We start from the raw sequence: 15995 nt of genomic DNA, 5'->3' as shown, positions 1-15995 counted from the left end.
GCTGATCGCGCCGATCGCGATGGACGAAGGTCTGCGCTTCGCGATCCGTGAAGGCGGCCGTACCGTCGGTGCCGGCGTTGTAGCCAAGATCGTCGAGTAATCGACTGATCAACGCAGGGTGGCCGTTTCGGTCGCCCTGTGCCCGCGTCCGGCGTTTCGCACTTAACGCTGTTCGTGATTTTCTCGAAAAACCTCTCCTAAGTGCTTGAAACTGCGCGGCGGTTGACATAGAATCCGCCGCCCAGTTGCTTTACAGGCCAGTAGTTCAATTGGTAGAGCACCGGTCTCCAAAACCGGGGGTTGGGGGTTCGAGTCCCTCCTGGCCTGCCACTTTATATACACGTATCCGTTTTGAGTTGTTTCCAGAGTTAAGGTGTCTAACCGCATGAATGCTCAGGTCGAGTCGCAGAATACAGTCCTAGATTGGTTTAAGTGGATTCTGGTAATGCTTCTGCTGGCTGCGGCCATTGGTGGCAACTATTACTACGGCAGTGAATCTTTGCTGATCCGCACCCTGGGTGTGGTGGCATTGTCCCTGGTGGCGGTCGGTATTGCGCTGACCACGGCCAAGGGTCGTTACGTGAATCGCTTGCGCAAAGAGGCCTGGGTCGAGGTGCGCAAGGTGGTTTGGCCGACGCGTCAGGAGACCACGCAGACCACGTTGATCGTCATTGGCGTCGTACTGTTGGTGGCGCTGATCCTGTGGGGTATCGACTCTCTGTTGGGACTGGTTGTGTCCCGGGTTATCGGTTAAGGAGGTCGGTCATGGCGAAGCGCTGGTATGTGGTACACGCCTATTCGGGTTTTGAGAAGCGTGTAGCGGGCTCCTTGCAGGAGCAAGTTGAATTGAAGGGCATGCAGGACAAGTTTGGCGAGATCCTGGTGCCGACCGAATCGGTCGTCGAGATGCGCGACGGCAAGAAGCGAAAGAGTGAGCGCAAGTTCTATCCCGGCTATGTTCTGGTCGAGATGGAGATGGATGACGAAACCTGGCACCTGGTCAAAGAGACACCCCGTGTCATGGGTTTTATCGGCGGTACACCGGAAAAACCGGCACCGCTGAGTCAGCGCGAGGCGGATGCCATTTTGCAACGCGTCCGCGAAGGGGTCGACAAGCCGACCCAGAAGACCATTTACGAACCGGGTGAAGTGGTTCGTGTCACCGATGGGCCGTTCGCCGATTTCAACGGCACCGTCGAGAAGGTGAATTACGAAAAGAACCGCCTGCAGGTGTCGGTGTCGATCTTCGGGCGTGCGACGCCCGTCGAGCTTGAATTTACTCAGGTCGAGAAGAGCTGAGTTACGCAGAAATGCGCAAGCCTCGGGGTTTTTTGGCTCCGGGGCTTTGTCGTCTCTGTCGCCCTTGGGGCATTTAAACACGAACGGGGAGCCTGGCGGCGTTAGCACCCACATGTGAGGTTATCATGGCCAAGAAAGTCCAAGCTTATATCAAGCTTCAAGTTAAGGCGGGTCAAGCCAACCCGAGTCCGCCGGTCGGTCCCGCGTTGGGCCAGCACGGCGTCAACATCATGGAATTCTGTAAGGCGTTCAACGCCGAGACCCAGAGCCTCGAGCCGGGTCTGCCGATTCCTGTTGTCATCACCGTTTACAGCGATCGCAGCTTCACCTTCATCACCAAGACGCCGCCGGCGGCCATCTTGCTGAAGAAGGCGGCGGGCATCAAGAGCGGTTCCGGTCGTCCGAACACCGAGAAGGTCGGCACCGTAACGCGTGATCAGCTCGAAGACATCGCCAAGACCAAGGATCCCGACCTGACCGCGGCCGATATGGACGCAGCCGTCCGCACGATCGCGGGTTCCGCTCGCAGCATGGGTCTGAACGTAGAGGGTGTTGAGTAATGGCTAAGTTGAGCAAGCGTATCAAGCTGCAACGCGAAAAGGTCGATGCCACCAAGGCGTACAGCATCGAAGAAGCCGTCGCGCTGTTGAAAGAGCTCTCTACCGTCAAGTTCCCGGAGTCGGTCGATATTTCCGTGAACCTGGGCGTGGATGCTCGTAAATCCGATCAAAACGTTCGCGGTTCCACCGTGCTGCCGAACGGCACCGGTAAGGACGTTCGTGTAGCGGTCTTTACCCAGGGCGCCAACGTCGACGCGGCCAAAGAAGCCGGTGCCGATGTGGTCGGCATGGAAGACCTGGCCGAGCAGATCAAGGGCGGCGACCTGAACTTCGGCGTCGTTATCGCCTCGCCGGACGCGATGCGCGTCGTCGGTCAGCTGGGTCAGGTACTGGGTCCGCGCGGCCTGATGCCGAACCCCAAGGTGGGTACCGTAACCGCCGATGTGGCCCAGGCGGTGAAGAACGCCAAGTCCGGTCAGGCGCGTTTCCGTACCGACAAGAACGGCATCATCCACGCTTGCATCGGCAAGGTGGGCTTTGAGCCGCAGGCAATCAAAGAAAACGCGGAAGCGTTGATTGCCGATCTGAAAAAATTGAAGCCGGCGTCGGCTAAAGGTGTGTACCTGAAGAAGGTCGCTCTGTCCTCCACCATGGGGCCGGGCATCACCGTCGATCTGTCGTCGCTGAGCATCTGATAGGCCTTGCGGCCTGTCTTGGAAAGAACTTTGGGGTTCCCGTCACGCTCTGCGAGGCGGGAATTGTCAAAGACCGTAGGGGGTGTTTCAGTCGAGGTTTTATGAACCGGTGACGCTGACTCGCCTTAATCACCTACGCAGACGGTGGACCCCGATTCGGTTTTATTGGGCTGGATCCTACCACCGTAACACACCTTCGGGTGTACAACTGAGGTCTTCGGACCTTCGATGGTAACGGGCTCGCAAGAGCTCATATCCAGGAGAACGATTGTGGCACTGAATCTCGAAGACAAAAAACTCATTGTCAGCGAGGTGAAAGACGTTGCCGCCAATGCTCTGTCTCTGGTGATCGCGGATGCCCGCGGCGTCACCGTGGCGGATATGGACAACCTGCGCAAGCAGGCCCGTGAGCAGAAAATCTATATGCGCGTCGTCAAGAACTCCTTGGCCAAGCGTGCATTTGAGGGTTCCGAATACGAAGTGGCCAACGCCGCTTTGACCGGCCCGACTCTGCTGGCTTTCTCAATGGAAGACCCGGGTGCTGCCGCTCGACTGCTCAAAGATTTTGCGAAAAATACTGAGCCGTTCGAAGTGAAGGCGCTGTCTGTTGGTGGTGAACTCTTGGGTGCGGAACAGATCGACCGTCTGGCGAAACTGCCGACGCGCGATGAAGCATTGGGCATGCTGGCCAACGTAACGTTGGCGCCGGTTACCAAACTGGCTCGTACGCTCAACGAGGTTCCGTCCTCTATCACCCGTGTTATGGCTGCTGTTGCCGACAAGAAAAAGGAAGCCGCCTGAGTTTTGTCAGGTGGCCTGACTTCTTTACACTTTTTCTATATTTTTGGAGATTAGGATCATGGCTCTGTCCAATGAAGATATCTTGAACGCCGTTGCTGAAATGTCCGTAATGGACGTTGTAGCACTGGTTGAAGCAATGGAAGAAAAATTCGGCGTTTCCGCTCAAGCCGCCGTTGCCGTGGCCGCTGGCCCGGCCGCAGAAGGCGAAGCCGCTGCCGAGCAAACTGAATTTGACGTAGTCCTGGCTTCTGCCGGCGACAAGAAAGTAAACGTCATTAAGGTTGTTCGTGAAATCACCGGCCTGGGCCTGAAAGAAGCCAAAGGTCTGGTTGACGGCGCTCCGGCTCCTGTTAAGGAAGGCGCGAGCAAAGAAGAAGCCGACGAAATCAAGACCAAGCTGGAAGAAGCTGGCGCAACCGTGGAAGTCAAGTAACTTTCATGGACCGACATTGCAATTGAGCAATTCGGTTGAATTGGCTGGTGGCCCCAGGCTGCCGGCCTTTTCGCGTCTGCGGAACAAAAGTGTCCGCGACGCAACCCTTTCGCTTGCGGGCTGGACATACCCAGTTCGCCTGGAAAATGACTTGGCGTCAACCGGAATTTAGGTGGCGCGGACCGGGTGGGTTCAATCACACGCCCGGCAACTACAGGTCAGGGTCCTCCGGCGAGAACCGGAGGAGCGCAGGAAGCGAAGAATCATTCGGGGTGGTTGTTGACGTCTGGCAACCGCCGCAGTACCGAAGACATCCGGTCAAGGTACCGGACGGTCGACCGCTCAGACCCACCGTTGGTGAACAAGCTGGGGATTGCTGATGGCATACTCTTACACCGAGAAAAAGCGTATCCGTAAGGATTTCAGCAAATTGCAGCCGGTTATGGACATTCCATACCTGTTGGCAATTCAGTTGGATTCCTACCGTAACTTTCTACAGGCCGACTTTGACGCGGCCGATCGTCAGGACACAGGCCTGCACGCCGCCTTCAAGTCCGTATTTCCGATTGTCAGCTACTCCGGCAACGCGGCGCTGGAATACGTCAGCTACAAGCTCGGTACTCCGGCATTCGACGTCAAGGAATGCCAGCTGCGCGGGGTGACCTACGCAGCACCATTGCGGGTGAAAGTCCGCCTGATTATTTACGATAAAGAGTCGCCCAGCAAAGCCATCAAGGACATCAAGGAGCAAGAGGTCTACATGGGCGAGATGCCCCTGATGACCGAGAACGGCACCTTTATTGTCAACGGTACCGAGCGGGTCGTCGTGTCCCAGCTGCACCGTTCGCCGGGCGTCTTCTTCGACCACGACAAGGGCAAGACCCATTCGTCGGGCAAGCTGCTCTACAGCGCCCGGGTGATCCCCTACCGTGGTTCCTGGCTGGACTTCGAGTTCGATCCGAAGGATCAGGTCTACGTCCGTATCGACCGTCGCCGCAAGCTGCCGGCGACCATTCTGCTGCGTGCCCTGGGTTACACCAACCAGGAAATCCTCGATATGTTCTTCGAGCGGTCCGAGTTCAAGCAGAACAAGGACCAGTTCGAGATGACCATCGTCTCCGACCGTCTGCGCGGCGAAACCGCCGCCTTCGAGATCAAGGACAAAGACGGCGGCGTGATCATCGAGGAAGGCCGTCGCATCACCGCCCGTCATATCCGTCAGTTGGAAAAGGCCGGTGTCACCACCGTGCAGGTGCCGGACGAGTATCTGATCGGCAAGGCGCTGGCGACCGACCTGGTCGATCCGACCAGTGGCGAGATCTTCGCCAACTGCAACGACGAAGTGACTCCGGACATCCTGGAGAAGGTGCGCGAACTCAAGCTGAAGAAGCTCGAGTTGTTGTACACCAACGATCTCGATTGCGGCCCCTACGTCTCCGACACGCTGCGCAACGACCCGACCAGCACGCCGCTTGAGGCTCTGGTCGAGATCTATCGCATGATGCGCCCGGGCGAGCCGCCGACCAAAGAATCCGCCGAAACGCTGTTCCAGAACCTGTTCTTCAGCAGCGAACGCTACGATCTGTCCGGCGTCGGCCGCATGAAATTCAACCGCCGTCTGGGTCGTGACGACGAAGAAGGCGAAGGCACGCTGAGCAACGAAGACATCGTCGAAGTGCTCAAGACGCTGATCGACATTCGTAACGGCAAGGGCGAGGTCGACGACATCGATCACCTGGGTAACCGTCGCGTGCGCTCCGTTGGCGAAATGGCCGAGAACCAGTTCCGTGTCGGCCTGGTCCGTGTCGAGCGCGCCGTGCGTGAGCGCCTGTCCATGGCCGAATCCGAAGGCCTGATGCCGCAGGACCTGGTCAACGCCAAGCCGGTCGCCGCGGCGATCAAGGAATTTTTCGGCTCGAGCCAGTTGTCCCAGTTCATGGATCAGAACAACCCGCTGTCCGGTATCACCAACAAGCGCCGTGTATCCGCGTTGGGCCCGGGCGGTCTGACCCGCGAACGCGCCGGCTTCGAGGTGCGGGACGTGCACCCGACCCACTACGGCCGGGTCTGCCCGATTGAAACACCGGAAGGGCCGAACATCGGTCTGATCAACTCGTTGTCAAGCTACGCGCGCACCAACAGCTACGGCTTCCTGGAAACGCCGTACCGCCGGGTTGAGAACGGTAAGGTCACCGACGAGATCGTTTACCTGTCCGCCATCGATGAAGCCAAGCACACCATCGCCCAGGCCAACGTGCCGCTGGACGAGGACGGCAACATCCAGGGCGAGTTCGTTCAGGTGCGTCACCAGAACGAATTCACCATGGCGCCGCTGGCCAACGTCGACATGATGGACGTGTCGCCGCGCCAGGTGGTTTCCGCCGCCGCGGCCCTGGTTCCGTTCCTGGAACACGACGACGCCAACCGTGCATTGATGGGTTCGAACATGCAGCGTCAGGCCGTGCCGACTCTGCGCGCCGAGAAGCCGCTGGTCGGTACCGGTATCGAGCGCAACGTCGCCATCGACTCCGGCGTCTGTGTGGTCGCCAAGCGTGGCGGCTACGTCGAGTACGTCGATGCGTCCCGGATCGTGGTCAAGGTCAGCCCGGAAGAGATCGAAGACGGCGATGCCGGCGTCGACATCTACAACCTGACCAAGTACACCCGGTCCAACCAGAACACCTGCATCAACCAGCGCTCCATCGTCCATCAGGGCGAGACCATCGCGCGCGGTGACGTGCTGGCCGACGGTCCGTCGGTCGACCTGGGTGAGCTGGCGCTGGGTCAGAACATGCGCATCGCCTTCATGCCGTGGAACGGTTACAACTTCGAGGACTCCATCCTGGTGTCCGAGAATGTCGTACAGGACGATCGCTTCACCACCATCCACATCCAGGAGCTGACCTGTATCGCACGGGACACCAAACTGGGTGCGGAAGAAATCACCGCCGACATCCCGAACGTCGGCGAGTCCGCGCTGAACAAGCTGGACGAGTCCGGCATTGTCTACATCGGTGCCGAAGTCGGCCCGGGCGACATCCTGGTCGGCAAGGTCACGCCGAAGAGCGAAACCCAGCTGACACCGGAAGAAAAGCTGCTGCGTGCCATCTTCGGTGAGAAGGCGTCCGACGTGAAGGACACCTCGCTGCGCGTCAAGGGCGGCATGATCGGGACCGTCATCGACGTCCAGGTCTTCACCCGCGACGGTGTCGAGCGCGATCAGCGTTCCAAGGACATCGAGCGCATGGCCCTGGAAGAGTTCCGCAAGGACTTGAACGCCGAGTACCGCATCGTCGAAGACGCCATCTTCGAGCGCCTGCAGGTCAGTCTGGTTGGTCAGGCCGTGGCCGGTGGTCCGCAATTGAAGAAAGGCGACACCCTGAGTGAGGACTTCCTCACCCAGCTGCCGCGTGAAGACTGGTTCAAGCTGCGCATGCAGGATGAAAGCCTGGCCGAGGTCCTGGAAAAGGCCGAAGCCCAGCTGAAAGAGCGCAAGGAAGACCAGGAAGCCCGCTTCGAAGACAAGAAGCGCAAGCTGCAAAGCGGCGACGACCTGCAGCCGGGCGTGCTGAAAGTGGTCAAGTGTTACGTGGCCGTCAAGCGCAAGATCCAGCCGGGCGACAAGATGGCCGGCCGCCACGGTAACAAGGGTGTGATCTCCAAGATCATGCCGGTCGAGGACATGCCTTACGACGAGAGCGGCGAGCCGGTCGACGTGGTCCTGAACCCGTTGGGCGTACCGTCGCGGATGAACGTCGGTCAGATCCTCGAAACCCACTTGGGCGCCGCCGCCAAAGGGCTGGGCAAGCACATCAATGAGATGTTGCGGGAACAGAAAGCCGTCGCCGACGTTCGCGCCTTCCTCGATGAGGTCTACAATAAGGCCGGCCGGGGTATCCGCAAGGAAACCCTGGATGACTTCTCGGACGAAGACGTCATGGAACTGGCGAAGAACCTGCGCGGCGGTGTACCCATCGCGACGCCGGTCTTCGACGGGGCCAAAGAGGAAGAAGTGAAAGAACTGCTGCGCCTGGCCAATTACGACGACAGCGGCCAGATCCAGCTGTGGGACGGCCGCACCGGCGAAGCGTTCGAGAACAAGACGACGGTCGGCTATATGTACATGCTGAAGTTGAACCACCTGGTGGACGACAAGATGCATGCCCGTTCTACCGGTTCGTACAGCCTGGTCACCCAGCAGCCGCTGGGCGGTAAGGCCCAGTTTGGTGGTCAGCGTTTCGGGGAGATGGAAGTCTGGGCTCTGGAAGCCTACGGCGCCGCCTATACCCTGCAGGAAATGCTGACGGTGAAATCGGACGACGTGAACGGCCGGACCAAGATGTACAAGAGCATTGTCGATGGCGACCACAAGATGGAGCCCGGCATGCCCGAATCCTTCAACGTCCTGGTCAAGGAAATCCGTTCGCTCGGTATCGACATCGAACTGGAAAACGAAGAGTAAACGACGGGGTGGGCGACACAGGCCCGGCTCGGTGCACAACACCGGTCGGGAACCCGTCGCCCCAAGCCACTCCTCTCGGAGCTGAATGATGAAAGATTTACTGAATCTGTTGAAATCTCAGGGTCAGGCGGAAGAGTTCGACTCCATCCGCATCAGCCTGGCCTCCCCGGACATGATCCGGTCCTGGTCCTTTGGCGAGGTCAAAAAGCCGGAGACCATCAACTACCGTACGTTCAAGCCTGAACGCGACGGTCTCTTCTGTGCCCGTATTTTCGGTCCGATCAAGGACTACGAGTGCCTGTGCGGCAAGTACAAGCGCCTCAAGCACCGCGGTGTCATCTGTGAGAAGTGTGGCGTCGAAGTCACCCAGGCCAAGGTGCGTCGCGAACGCATGGGTCACATCGAACTGGCCGCGCCGGTTGCTCACATCTGGTTCCTGAAGTCACTGCCGTCCCGCATCGGCCTGATGATGGACATGACGCTGCGCGACATCGAGCGCATTCTGTATTATGAGAGCTTTGTCGTCATCGATCCGGGCCTGACCAGCCTGGAGAAAGGTCAGTTGCTGACCGACGAGGAATATTACGAAGCCATCGAGGAATTCGGTGACGACTTCGACGCCCGCATGGGTGCCGAAGCGGTGCAGAAGCTGCTGGAAGCGATCGATCTGGACGGTGAGATCAACCAGCTGCGTGAAGAGATTCCGGCCACCAATTCCGAAACCAAGATCAAAAAGCTGTCCAAGCGCCTGAAGCTGCTGGAAGCCTTCCAGAAGTCCGGTAACAAGCCGGAGTGGATGGTCATGGCCGTGCTGCCGGTACTGCCGCCGGACCTGCGTCCGCTGGTGCCGCTGGACGGCGGTCGTTTTGCGACCTCCGACCTGAACGATCTGTATCGCCGGGTCATCAACCGGAACAACCGTCTGAAGCGTCTGCTCGAACTGGCCGCGCCGGACATCATCGTGCGCAACGAAAAGCGCATGCTGCAGGAATCCGTCGACGCACTGCTGGACAACGGCCGTCGTGGCCGTGCTATCACCGGCTCCAACCGCCGCCCGCTGAAGTCGCTGGCCGATTTCATCAAGGGCAAGCAGGGTCGTTTCCGTCAGAACCTGCTCGGTAAGCGGGTCGACTATTCCGGCCGTTCCGTGATCGTGGTCGGTCCGACGTTGCGTCTGCACCAGTGCGGTCTGCCCAAGAAAATGGCGCTTGAGCTGTTCAAGCCGTTCATTTTCAGCAAGCTGGAACACCGTGGCCTGGCGACCACCATCAAGGCCGCCAAGAAGATGGTCGAGCGCGAAGAGCCGGTTGTCTGGGACATCCTGGATGAAGTGATCCGTGAGCACCCGGTACTGCTGAACCGCGCACCGACCCTGCACCGTCTGGGCATTCAGGCGTTCGAACCGGTCCTGATCGAAGGCAAGGCCATCCAGCTGCACCCGCTGGTCTGTGCCGCCTACAACGCCGACTTCGACGGCGACCAGATGGCCGTACACGTACCGCTGACGCTGGAAGCCCAGCTGGAAGCGCGCGCGCTGATGATGTCCACCAACAACGTGCTGTCTCCGGCCAGCGGTGATCCGATCATCGTGCCGTCCCAGGACGTGGTGCTGGGTCTGTACTACATGACCCGTGAGCGCGTGAACGCCAAGGGTGAAGGCATGGCCTTCTCCAACATCGAGGAAGTCCAGCGCGCCTATGGCGCCGGTGAAGTCGCCCTGCAGGCCAAGGTCAAGGTGCGCATTCGCGAAGTCGTCGAAAACGACGAAGGTGTAATGGAAGAGGCCATTAAGCTGGTCGACACCACGGTCGGTCGTGCCATTCTGTTCTCCATCGTTCCGGATGGCCTGCCGTTCGAGCTGGTCAATCAGTCGATGAAGAAGAAGCTTATCAGTGGCCTGTTGAACGCCTGTTACCGTCGGGTCGGTCTGAAAGAGACCGTGATTTTCGCCGACCAGATCATGTACATGGGCTTCAATTACGCCACCAAATCCGGTTCGTCGATCGGTGTGAACGACTTCGTCATTCCCAAGGCCAAACTGGACATCCTGGGCAAGGCCGAAGCCGACGTTCAGGAAATCGAAGAACAGTTCGCCGCGGGTCTGGTGACCCAGGGCGAGAAATACAACAAGGTGGTCGACATCTGGTCCCGCGCCAACGACCAGATCGCCCGCGCCATGATGGAAGGCATCTCCAAGGAAGCCGTCATCGATCGTGACGGCAACGAGGTGGAGCAGGAGTCGTTCAACTCCGTCTACATCATGGCCGACTCCGGCGCCCGGGGTAGCCCGGCGCAGATTCGTCAGCTGGCCGGTATGCGCGGTCTGATGGCGAAGCCGGACGGCTCGATCATCGAAAACCCGATTAAAGCCAACTTCCGTGAAGGTCTGTCGGTGGGTGAGTACTTCATCTCCACCCACGGGGCTCGTAAGGGTCTGGCCGATACGGCTCTGAAAACCGCGAACTCCGGTTACCTGACCCGTCGTCTGGTCGACGTGGCCCAGGACGTGGTCATCACCGAGGAAGACTGCGGCACCGAAGAAGGCGTTCTGGTCGAACCGGTGATCGAAGGCGGCGACGTCGTACTCGGTCTGGGCGAGCAGGTGCTCGGTCGGGTCGTGGCCACCGACATCATCGATCCGTCGACCAAGGAAACCTGGGTTCCGGCCGGTACCATGCTGGACGAGGACTGGGTCGAGAAGCTGGACGAATGGGGTGTGGACCAGGTCAAGATCCGCTCCGCCATTACCTGCGACACCCGCTACGGTCTGTGCGCCCAGTGTTACGGTCGCGACCTGGCGCGCGGTCACCGGGTCAACATCGGCGAAGCCGTCGGCATTATCGCGGCCCAGTCCATTGGTGAGCCGGGTACCCAGCTGACGATGCGGACCTTCCACATTGGCGGTGCGGCTTCCAGCTCGACCGCGGTCGACAGCGTCGAGATCAAGCACGGCGGTACCGTGACCCTGGACAACCTGAAGACGGTCACCCGCGCCGATGGCGACCTGATCGCCGTCAGCCGTTCCGGTGTACTCGCGGTGTCCGACGAGCACGGTCGCGAGCGCGAACGCTACAAGCTGCCGTACGGTGCCCTGATCACCGTCAAGAACGACGAGTCCGTGGAATCCGGACAGGTCGTCGCCAAGTGGGATCCGCACACGCACCCGATCATCGCCGAATCCAACGGTAAGGTCGCCTTCATCGGTATGGAAGAAGGCAGCACCATCAACCGCAAGATCGACGAACTGACCGGTGTCGGTACCGTCGAGGTGATTCCGCAGGGGCAGCGTACGTCCTCCGGTAAAGAAATCCGGCCGATGATCAAGCTGTTGGACAAAGACGGCAACGACATCATGATCGGCAACACCAATCAACCGGTGCAGTACTTCCTGCCGGACGGCGCCTTCCTGAACCTGAACGACGGTGACGAAGTGGCGATTGGTGACGTGATCGCGCGGATTCCTCAGGAAAGCTCCGGTACCCGCGACATCACCGGTGGTCTGCCCCGGGTGGCCGATCTGTTCGAAGCGCGTAAGCCGAAAGAGCCGGCCATCCTGGCCGAGATCTCCGGTACCGTGGGCTTCGGCAAGGAAACCAAGGGCAAGAAGCGTCTGGTGATCACGCCGACCGACGGGTCCGACGCCTACGAGGAACTGATTCCGAAATGGCGCCAGTTGAACGTCTTCGAAGGCGAGCAGGTCGAGAAGGGCGAGGTGATCTCCGACGGTCCGATGAACCCGCACGACATCCTGCGCGTTCGCGGCGTCGAGGCACTGGCCCGGTACATCGTGACCGAGATCCAGGAGGTGTACCGCCTCCAGGGTGTGGGCATCAACGACAAGCACATCGAGGTGATCGTTCGACAGATGCTGCGTAAGGCCAACATTCTGGACAACGGCGACACCGACTTCATCAAGGGCGACCAGGTCGAGTACAACCAGTTGCTCGAGGCCAACGAAGCGGTCGAGACAACGGAAAAACAACCGGCCCGGTTCGAACGTGTGCTGCTCGGTATTACCAAAGCGTCGCTGGCGACCGAATCCTTCATCTCCGCGGCCTCCTTCCAGGAGACCACCCGCGTGTTGACCGAAGGGGCGGTGACGGGCAAGCGCGACTTCCTGCGCGGCCTGAAGGAAAACGTCGTCGTCGGCCGTCTGATTCCGGCCGGTACCGGCCTGGCGTACCATGCCGAACGCAAGCGGAAACGTCTGGAACGCACCGGCGAGAAACCGTCGATCAGTGCTCAGGACGTCGAAGCAGCGCTCAGTCAGGCGCTTAACAAGTAGGTCCAGCACCGAAAGGGCGCCCGGAAACGGCCGTATACTGCCGTTCCCGGCGCTCATTTCACATCCGGTGTCAGTCCGAGTTGACTAAGAATTGTGCGATACATAAAATGCGCGCTCCCTACAGCACCCGGCTGGTTCGCCAGCCGGGTACTGTCGTGTAATGAGATGAGAACTGTTAGAGAGGCTTAAATGGCAACGATTAACCAGCTCGTCCGCAAACCGCGTAAGCGGAAAGCGGTCGCAAGCGACGTCCGGGCCCTGGAAGGCTGCCCGCAACGTCGCGGTGTATGCACCCGTGTATACACAACCACCCCGAAGAAGCCGAACTCGGCCCTGCGTAAGGTCTGCCGTGTTCGACTGACCAACGGCTTCGAGGTGTCGTCCTACATCGGTGGTGAAGGCCACAACCTGCAGGAACACTCTGTCGTGCTGATCCGCGGCGGTCGTGTGAAAGACCTGCCGGGTGTTCGCTACCACACGGTCCGCGGTTCACTGGACACCTCCGGTGTCGCCAACCGTAAGCAAGGTCGTTCCAAGTACGGTACCAAGCGGCCCAAGGGCTAAACAGGACCGAATACACAGATTTTGAACCATACAGTCTCAGGATAAGAGTAAGGCCGGGTGCTGCCGATGCGCGTTGTCGGATCATGCTCATCCCGGGTTCACCTGAAGACCTATATAAGGGGCTTATCAATGCCAAGAAGACGCGTTGCTGCAAAGCGTGAAGTACTGCCAGATCCCAAGTACGGGAATACCCAGCTGGCCAAATTCATGAACCATGTCATGTACGACGGCAAGAAATCAGTTGCCGAGCGTATTGTTTACGGTGCCCTGGACATTCTGAAAGAGAAGAAGTCCGATCAGGACCCGATCGCCATGTTCGAAAACGCCCTGGAATCCATCGCGCCGATGGTCGAGGTGAAATCCCGCCGTGTCGGTGGTGCCACCTACCAGGTGCCGGTCGAAGTCCGTCCGTCCCGTCGTGAAGCCCTGGCCATGCGTTGGCTGGTGGACGCTTCGCGCAAGCGCGGCGAGAAGTCCATGCGTCAACGCCTCGCCGGGGAGTTGCTGGACGCGGCCGAAGGCAAGGGTGCGGCGATCAAGAAGCGCGAAGACGTGCACCGTATGGCCGAAGCCAACCGAGCGTTCTCTCATTACCGTTTCTAAGCGAAAGCTTAAATTTCATTCAATCTAAGGAGATTGAGTCGTGGCTCGTAAAACTCCTCTGGCGCGGTATCGCAACATCGGTATTGTCGCCCACGTAGACGCCGGTAAAACGACGACTACCGAGCGGATTCTTTTCTACACCGGTCTGTCCCACAAGATCGGTGAAGTTCATGATGGCGCGGCCACCATGGACTGGATGGAGCAGGAACAAGAGCGGGGCATCACCATCACCTCCGCGGCGACCACCTGCTTCTGGAGCGGCATGTCCCAGCAGTTCGATGAGCACCGTATCAACATCATCGACACCCCCGGGCACGTGGACTTCACCATTGAGGTGGAGCGCTCCCTGCGCGTATTGGACGGCGCCGTCGTCGTACTGTGCGGTTCTTCCGGTGTTCAGCCGCAGACCGAAACCGTCTGGCGTCAGGCCAACCGATATGAAGTTCCGCGCATGGTCTTCGTCAACAAGATGGACCGTGCCGGTGCCGACTTCTACCGTGTTGTCAGCCAGATGAAAGAGCGTCTGGGTGCCAACCCGATTCCGATCCAGATTCCGATCGGTGCCGAGGACGAGTTCCGCGGCGTGATCGACCTGATCAAGATGAAGGCCATCATCTGGAACGAAGAAGACATGGGCATGACCTTCACTTATGAAGACATCCCCGCCGATCTTCAGGACAAGGCCGAAGAATTCCGCGTTCAGATGGTCGAGGCCGCCGCCGAAGCCAACGACGAACTGATGGAAAAATACATGGAGTCCGAAACGCTGTCTGAAGAAGACATCAAGAACGGTCTCCGTGAGCGGACCATGGCCGGTGAGATCGTTCTGACCCACTGTGGCTCCGCCTTCAAGAACAAGGGCGTTCAGGCCGTGCTGGACAGCGTCATCGAGTACATGCCGTCACCGACCCAGGTGAAGCGCATCGAAGGCGTTCTGGAAGACGGTGAAACCATCCAGGCCGTCAAGGTCGAAGACGACGCACCGTTCTCCGCGCTGGCCTTCAAGATCGCCACCGACCCCTTCGTCGGTACTCTGACCTTCGTTCGAGTCTACGGCGGCGTTCTGAAGAGCGGCGACCAGGTGATGAACTCGGTCAAGAGCAAGCGTGAGCGCGTCGGCCGTATGGTTCAGATGCACTCCAACAGCCGTGAAGAGATCAAAGAAGTACGCGCCGGCGACATCGCGGCCCTGATCGGCATGAAGGACGTCACCACCGGTGACACCCTGTGCGATCCGAGCAATCCGATCACGCTGGAGCGCATGGACTTCCCGGATCCCGTGATTCACGTCGCGGTCGAGCCGAAATCCAAGGCCGACCAGGAGAAGATGGGTGTGGCTCTGGGTAAACTGGCCCAGGAAGACCCGTCCTTCACCGTTCGTACCGACGAGGAAACCGGTCAGACCATCATCGGTGGTCAGGGTGAATTGCACCTGGACATCATCGTTGACCGCATGAAGCGGGAATTCAAGGTCGAAGCCAACGTCGGCGCGCCGCAGGTGGCTTATCGCGAGCGTATTCGCAACGCCTGCGACATCGACTCCAAGTTCGCCAAACAGTCCGGTGGTCGCGGTCAGTATGGTCACGTTGTGATCAAGTTCGAACCGGCCGAAGATGGCGATGCCGAAAAGCTCGAGTTCGTCAACGAGATTGTCGGTGGTGCCGTACCGAAGGAATACATTCCGGCGGTCGAAAAAGGCATCCAGGAACAAATGCAAAACGGTATTCTGGCCGGCTATCCGCTGCTGGGCATGAAGGCCACCTTGCACGACGGTTCCTACCACGACGTCGACTCCAACGAGATGGCGTTCAAAGTGGCCGCCTCCATGGCTGTTAAAAAGCTGAAAGAGAAGGCCAACCCGGCACTGCTTGAGCCGATGATGCATGTCGAATGTGTCACCCCGGAAGATTACATGGGTGACGTCATGGGCGACCTGAACCGTCGTCGCGGCACCGTCTCCGGTATGGAAGACAGCCCGTCCGGCAAGATCATCCGTGCCGATGTGCCTCTGTCCGAAATGTTCGGATACGCTACGGACCTGCGCTCCATGTCACAGGGCCGTGCATCTTACGTGATGGAATTCGCGGGCTACGCAGAAGCTCCGATGAACATCGTTGAAGAAATTGTCAAGAAGTCTTGATCCGTTAGCGCAACTATAGAGGAAAGACACAATGTCCAAGGCTACTTTTGAGCGTTCCAAGCCCCACGTCAATGTGGGCACCATCGGTCACGTTGACCACGGTAAAACCACCCTGACAGCGGCCCTGACCCGCGTCTGCCACGAAGTATGGGG

The 15995-nt window shown here is 59.2% G+C and carries 13 protein-coding genes and 1 tRNA gene; all 14 read left to right on the top strand.

Annotation, left to right across the window (positions count from 1 at the left end; all coding sequences use genetic code 11):
* Positions 1-100 (top strand): EF-Tu C-terminal domain-related protein (locus tag IE111_RS24170; RefSeq protein ID WP_489753157.1); only part of this gene is annotated, 100 nt, incomplete at its 5' end.
* Between the two features lie 154 nt (positions 101-254).
* Positions 255-330 (top strand) — tRNA-Trp (locus tag IE111_RS24165).
* A gap of 55 nt (positions 331-385) precedes the next feature.
* Positions 386-754 carry a preprotein translocase subunit SecE gene (secE, locus tag IE111_RS24160; RefSeq protein WP_189613807.1) on the top strand — a complete coding sequence of 123 codons (369 nt, stop codon included), beginning with the start codon at positions 386-388 and terminating at the stop codon, positions 752-754.
* 11 nt (positions 755-765) lie between these two features.
* Positions 766-1299 carry a transcription termination/antitermination protein NusG gene (gene nusG, locus IE111_RS24155; protein WP_189613805.1) on the top strand — a complete coding sequence of 178 codons (534 nt, stop codon included), beginning with the start codon at positions 766-768 and terminating at the stop codon, positions 1297-1299.
* 125 nt (positions 1300-1424) lie between these two features.
* On the top strand, positions 1425-1859 hold the full coding sequence (rplK, locus tag IE111_RS24150; protein WP_189613804.1) for a 50S ribosomal protein L11: 435 nt from the start codon (positions 1425-1427) through the stop codon (positions 1857-1859).
* Positions 1859-2554 carry a 50S ribosomal protein L1 gene (gene rplA / locus IE111_RS24145; RefSeq protein WP_189613802.1) on the top strand — a complete coding sequence of 232 codons (696 nt, stop codon included), beginning with the start codon at positions 1859-1861 and terminating at the stop codon, positions 2552-2554. The genes rplK and rplA overlap by 1 nt, the downstream gene beginning before the upstream one ends.
* 270 nt (positions 2555-2824) lie before the next feature.
* Complete coding sequence (rplJ, locus tag IE111_RS24140; protein ID WP_189613800.1) at positions 2825-3355, top strand: 50S ribosomal protein L10; 531 nt, start codon at positions 2825-2827, stop codon at positions 3353-3355.
* 58 nt (positions 3356-3413) lie between these two features.
* Positions 3414-3788 carry a 50S ribosomal protein L7/L12 gene (rplL, locus tag IE111_RS24135; protein WP_189613798.1) on the top strand — a complete coding sequence of 125 codons (375 nt, stop codon included), beginning with the start codon at positions 3414-3416 and terminating at the stop codon, positions 3786-3788.
* A 379-nt stretch (positions 3789-4167) separates the two neighbouring features.
* On the top strand, positions 4168-8250 hold the full coding sequence (gene rpoB / locus IE111_RS24130; RefSeq protein ID WP_189613795.1) for a DNA-directed RNA polymerase subunit beta: 4083 nt from the start codon (positions 4168-4170) through the stop codon (positions 8248-8250).
* Between the two features lie 88 nt (positions 8251-8338).
* On the top strand, positions 8339-12535 hold the full coding sequence (gene rpoC / locus IE111_RS24125) for a DNA-directed RNA polymerase subunit beta' (protein WP_189613809.1): 4197 nt from the start codon (positions 8339-8341) through the stop codon (positions 12533-12535).
* A gap of 189 nt (positions 12536-12724) precedes the next feature.
* Complete coding sequence (gene rpsL, locus IE111_RS24120) at positions 12725-13099, top strand: 30S ribosomal protein S12 (protein ID WP_189613793.1); 375 nt, start codon at positions 12725-12727, stop codon at positions 13097-13099.
* Positions 13100-13228: 129 nt separating this feature from the next.
* Positions 13229-13702: a 30S ribosomal protein S7 gene (rpsG, locus tag IE111_RS24115; RefSeq protein ID WP_189613791.1), complete on the top strand. Its 474-nt coding sequence runs from the start codon at positions 13229-13231 to the stop codon at positions 13700-13702.
* 40 nt (positions 13703-13742) lie between these two features.
* Positions 13743-15842, top strand: coding sequence for an elongation factor G (gene fusA, locus IE111_RS24110; RefSeq protein ID WP_189613789.1), 2100 nt, complete (start codon positions 13743-13745; stop codon positions 15840-15842).
* A 31-nt stretch (positions 15843-15873) separates the two neighbouring features.
* On the top strand, positions 15874-15995 hold a 122-nt coding region (locus IE111_RS24105), incomplete at its 3' end, for a GTP-binding protein (protein WP_229805510.1).

The sequence above is a fragment of the Saccharospirillum salsuginis genome (assembly GCF_014651855.1).
GTDB lineage: Bacteria > Pseudomonadota > Gammaproteobacteria > Pseudomonadales > Natronospirillaceae > Saccharospirillum > Saccharospirillum salsuginis.
Note: the sequence above shows the minus strand (reverse complement) of the source record. Positions and strands in the feature narration are given on the sequence as shown.

Coding starts and splice junctions, on each gene's coding strand:
- secE (WP_189613807.1), top strand. CDS start 386: ATGAATGCTCAGGTCGAGTCGCAGAATACAGTCCTAGATTGGTTTAAG.
- nusG (WP_189613805.1), top strand. CDS start 766: ATGGCGAAGCGCTGGTATGTGGTACACGCCTATTCGGGTTTTGAGAAG.
- rplK (WP_189613804.1), top strand. CDS start 1,425: ATGGCCAAGAAAGTCCAAGCTTATATCAAGCTTCAAGTTAAGGCGGGT.
- rplA (WP_189613802.1), top strand. CDS start 1,859: ATGGCTAAGTTGAGCAAGCGTATCAAGCTGCAACGCGAAAAGGTCGAT.
- rplL (WP_189613798.1), top strand. CDS start 3,414: ATGGCTCTGTCCAATGAAGATATCTTGAACGCCGTTGCTGAAATGTCC.
- rpoB (WP_189613795.1), top strand. CDS start 4,168: ATGGCATACTCTTACACCGAGAAAAAGCGTATCCGTAAGGATTTCAGC.
- rpoC (WP_189613809.1), top strand. CDS start 8,339: ATGAAAGATTTACTGAATCTGTTGAAATCTCAGGGTCAGGCGGAAGAG.
- rpsL (WP_189613793.1), top strand. CDS start 12,725: ATGGCAACGATTAACCAGCTCGTCCGCAAACCGCGTAAGCGGAAAGCG.
- rpsG (WP_189613791.1), top strand. CDS start 13,229: ATGCCAAGAAGACGCGTTGCTGCAAAGCGTGAAGTACTGCCAGATCCC.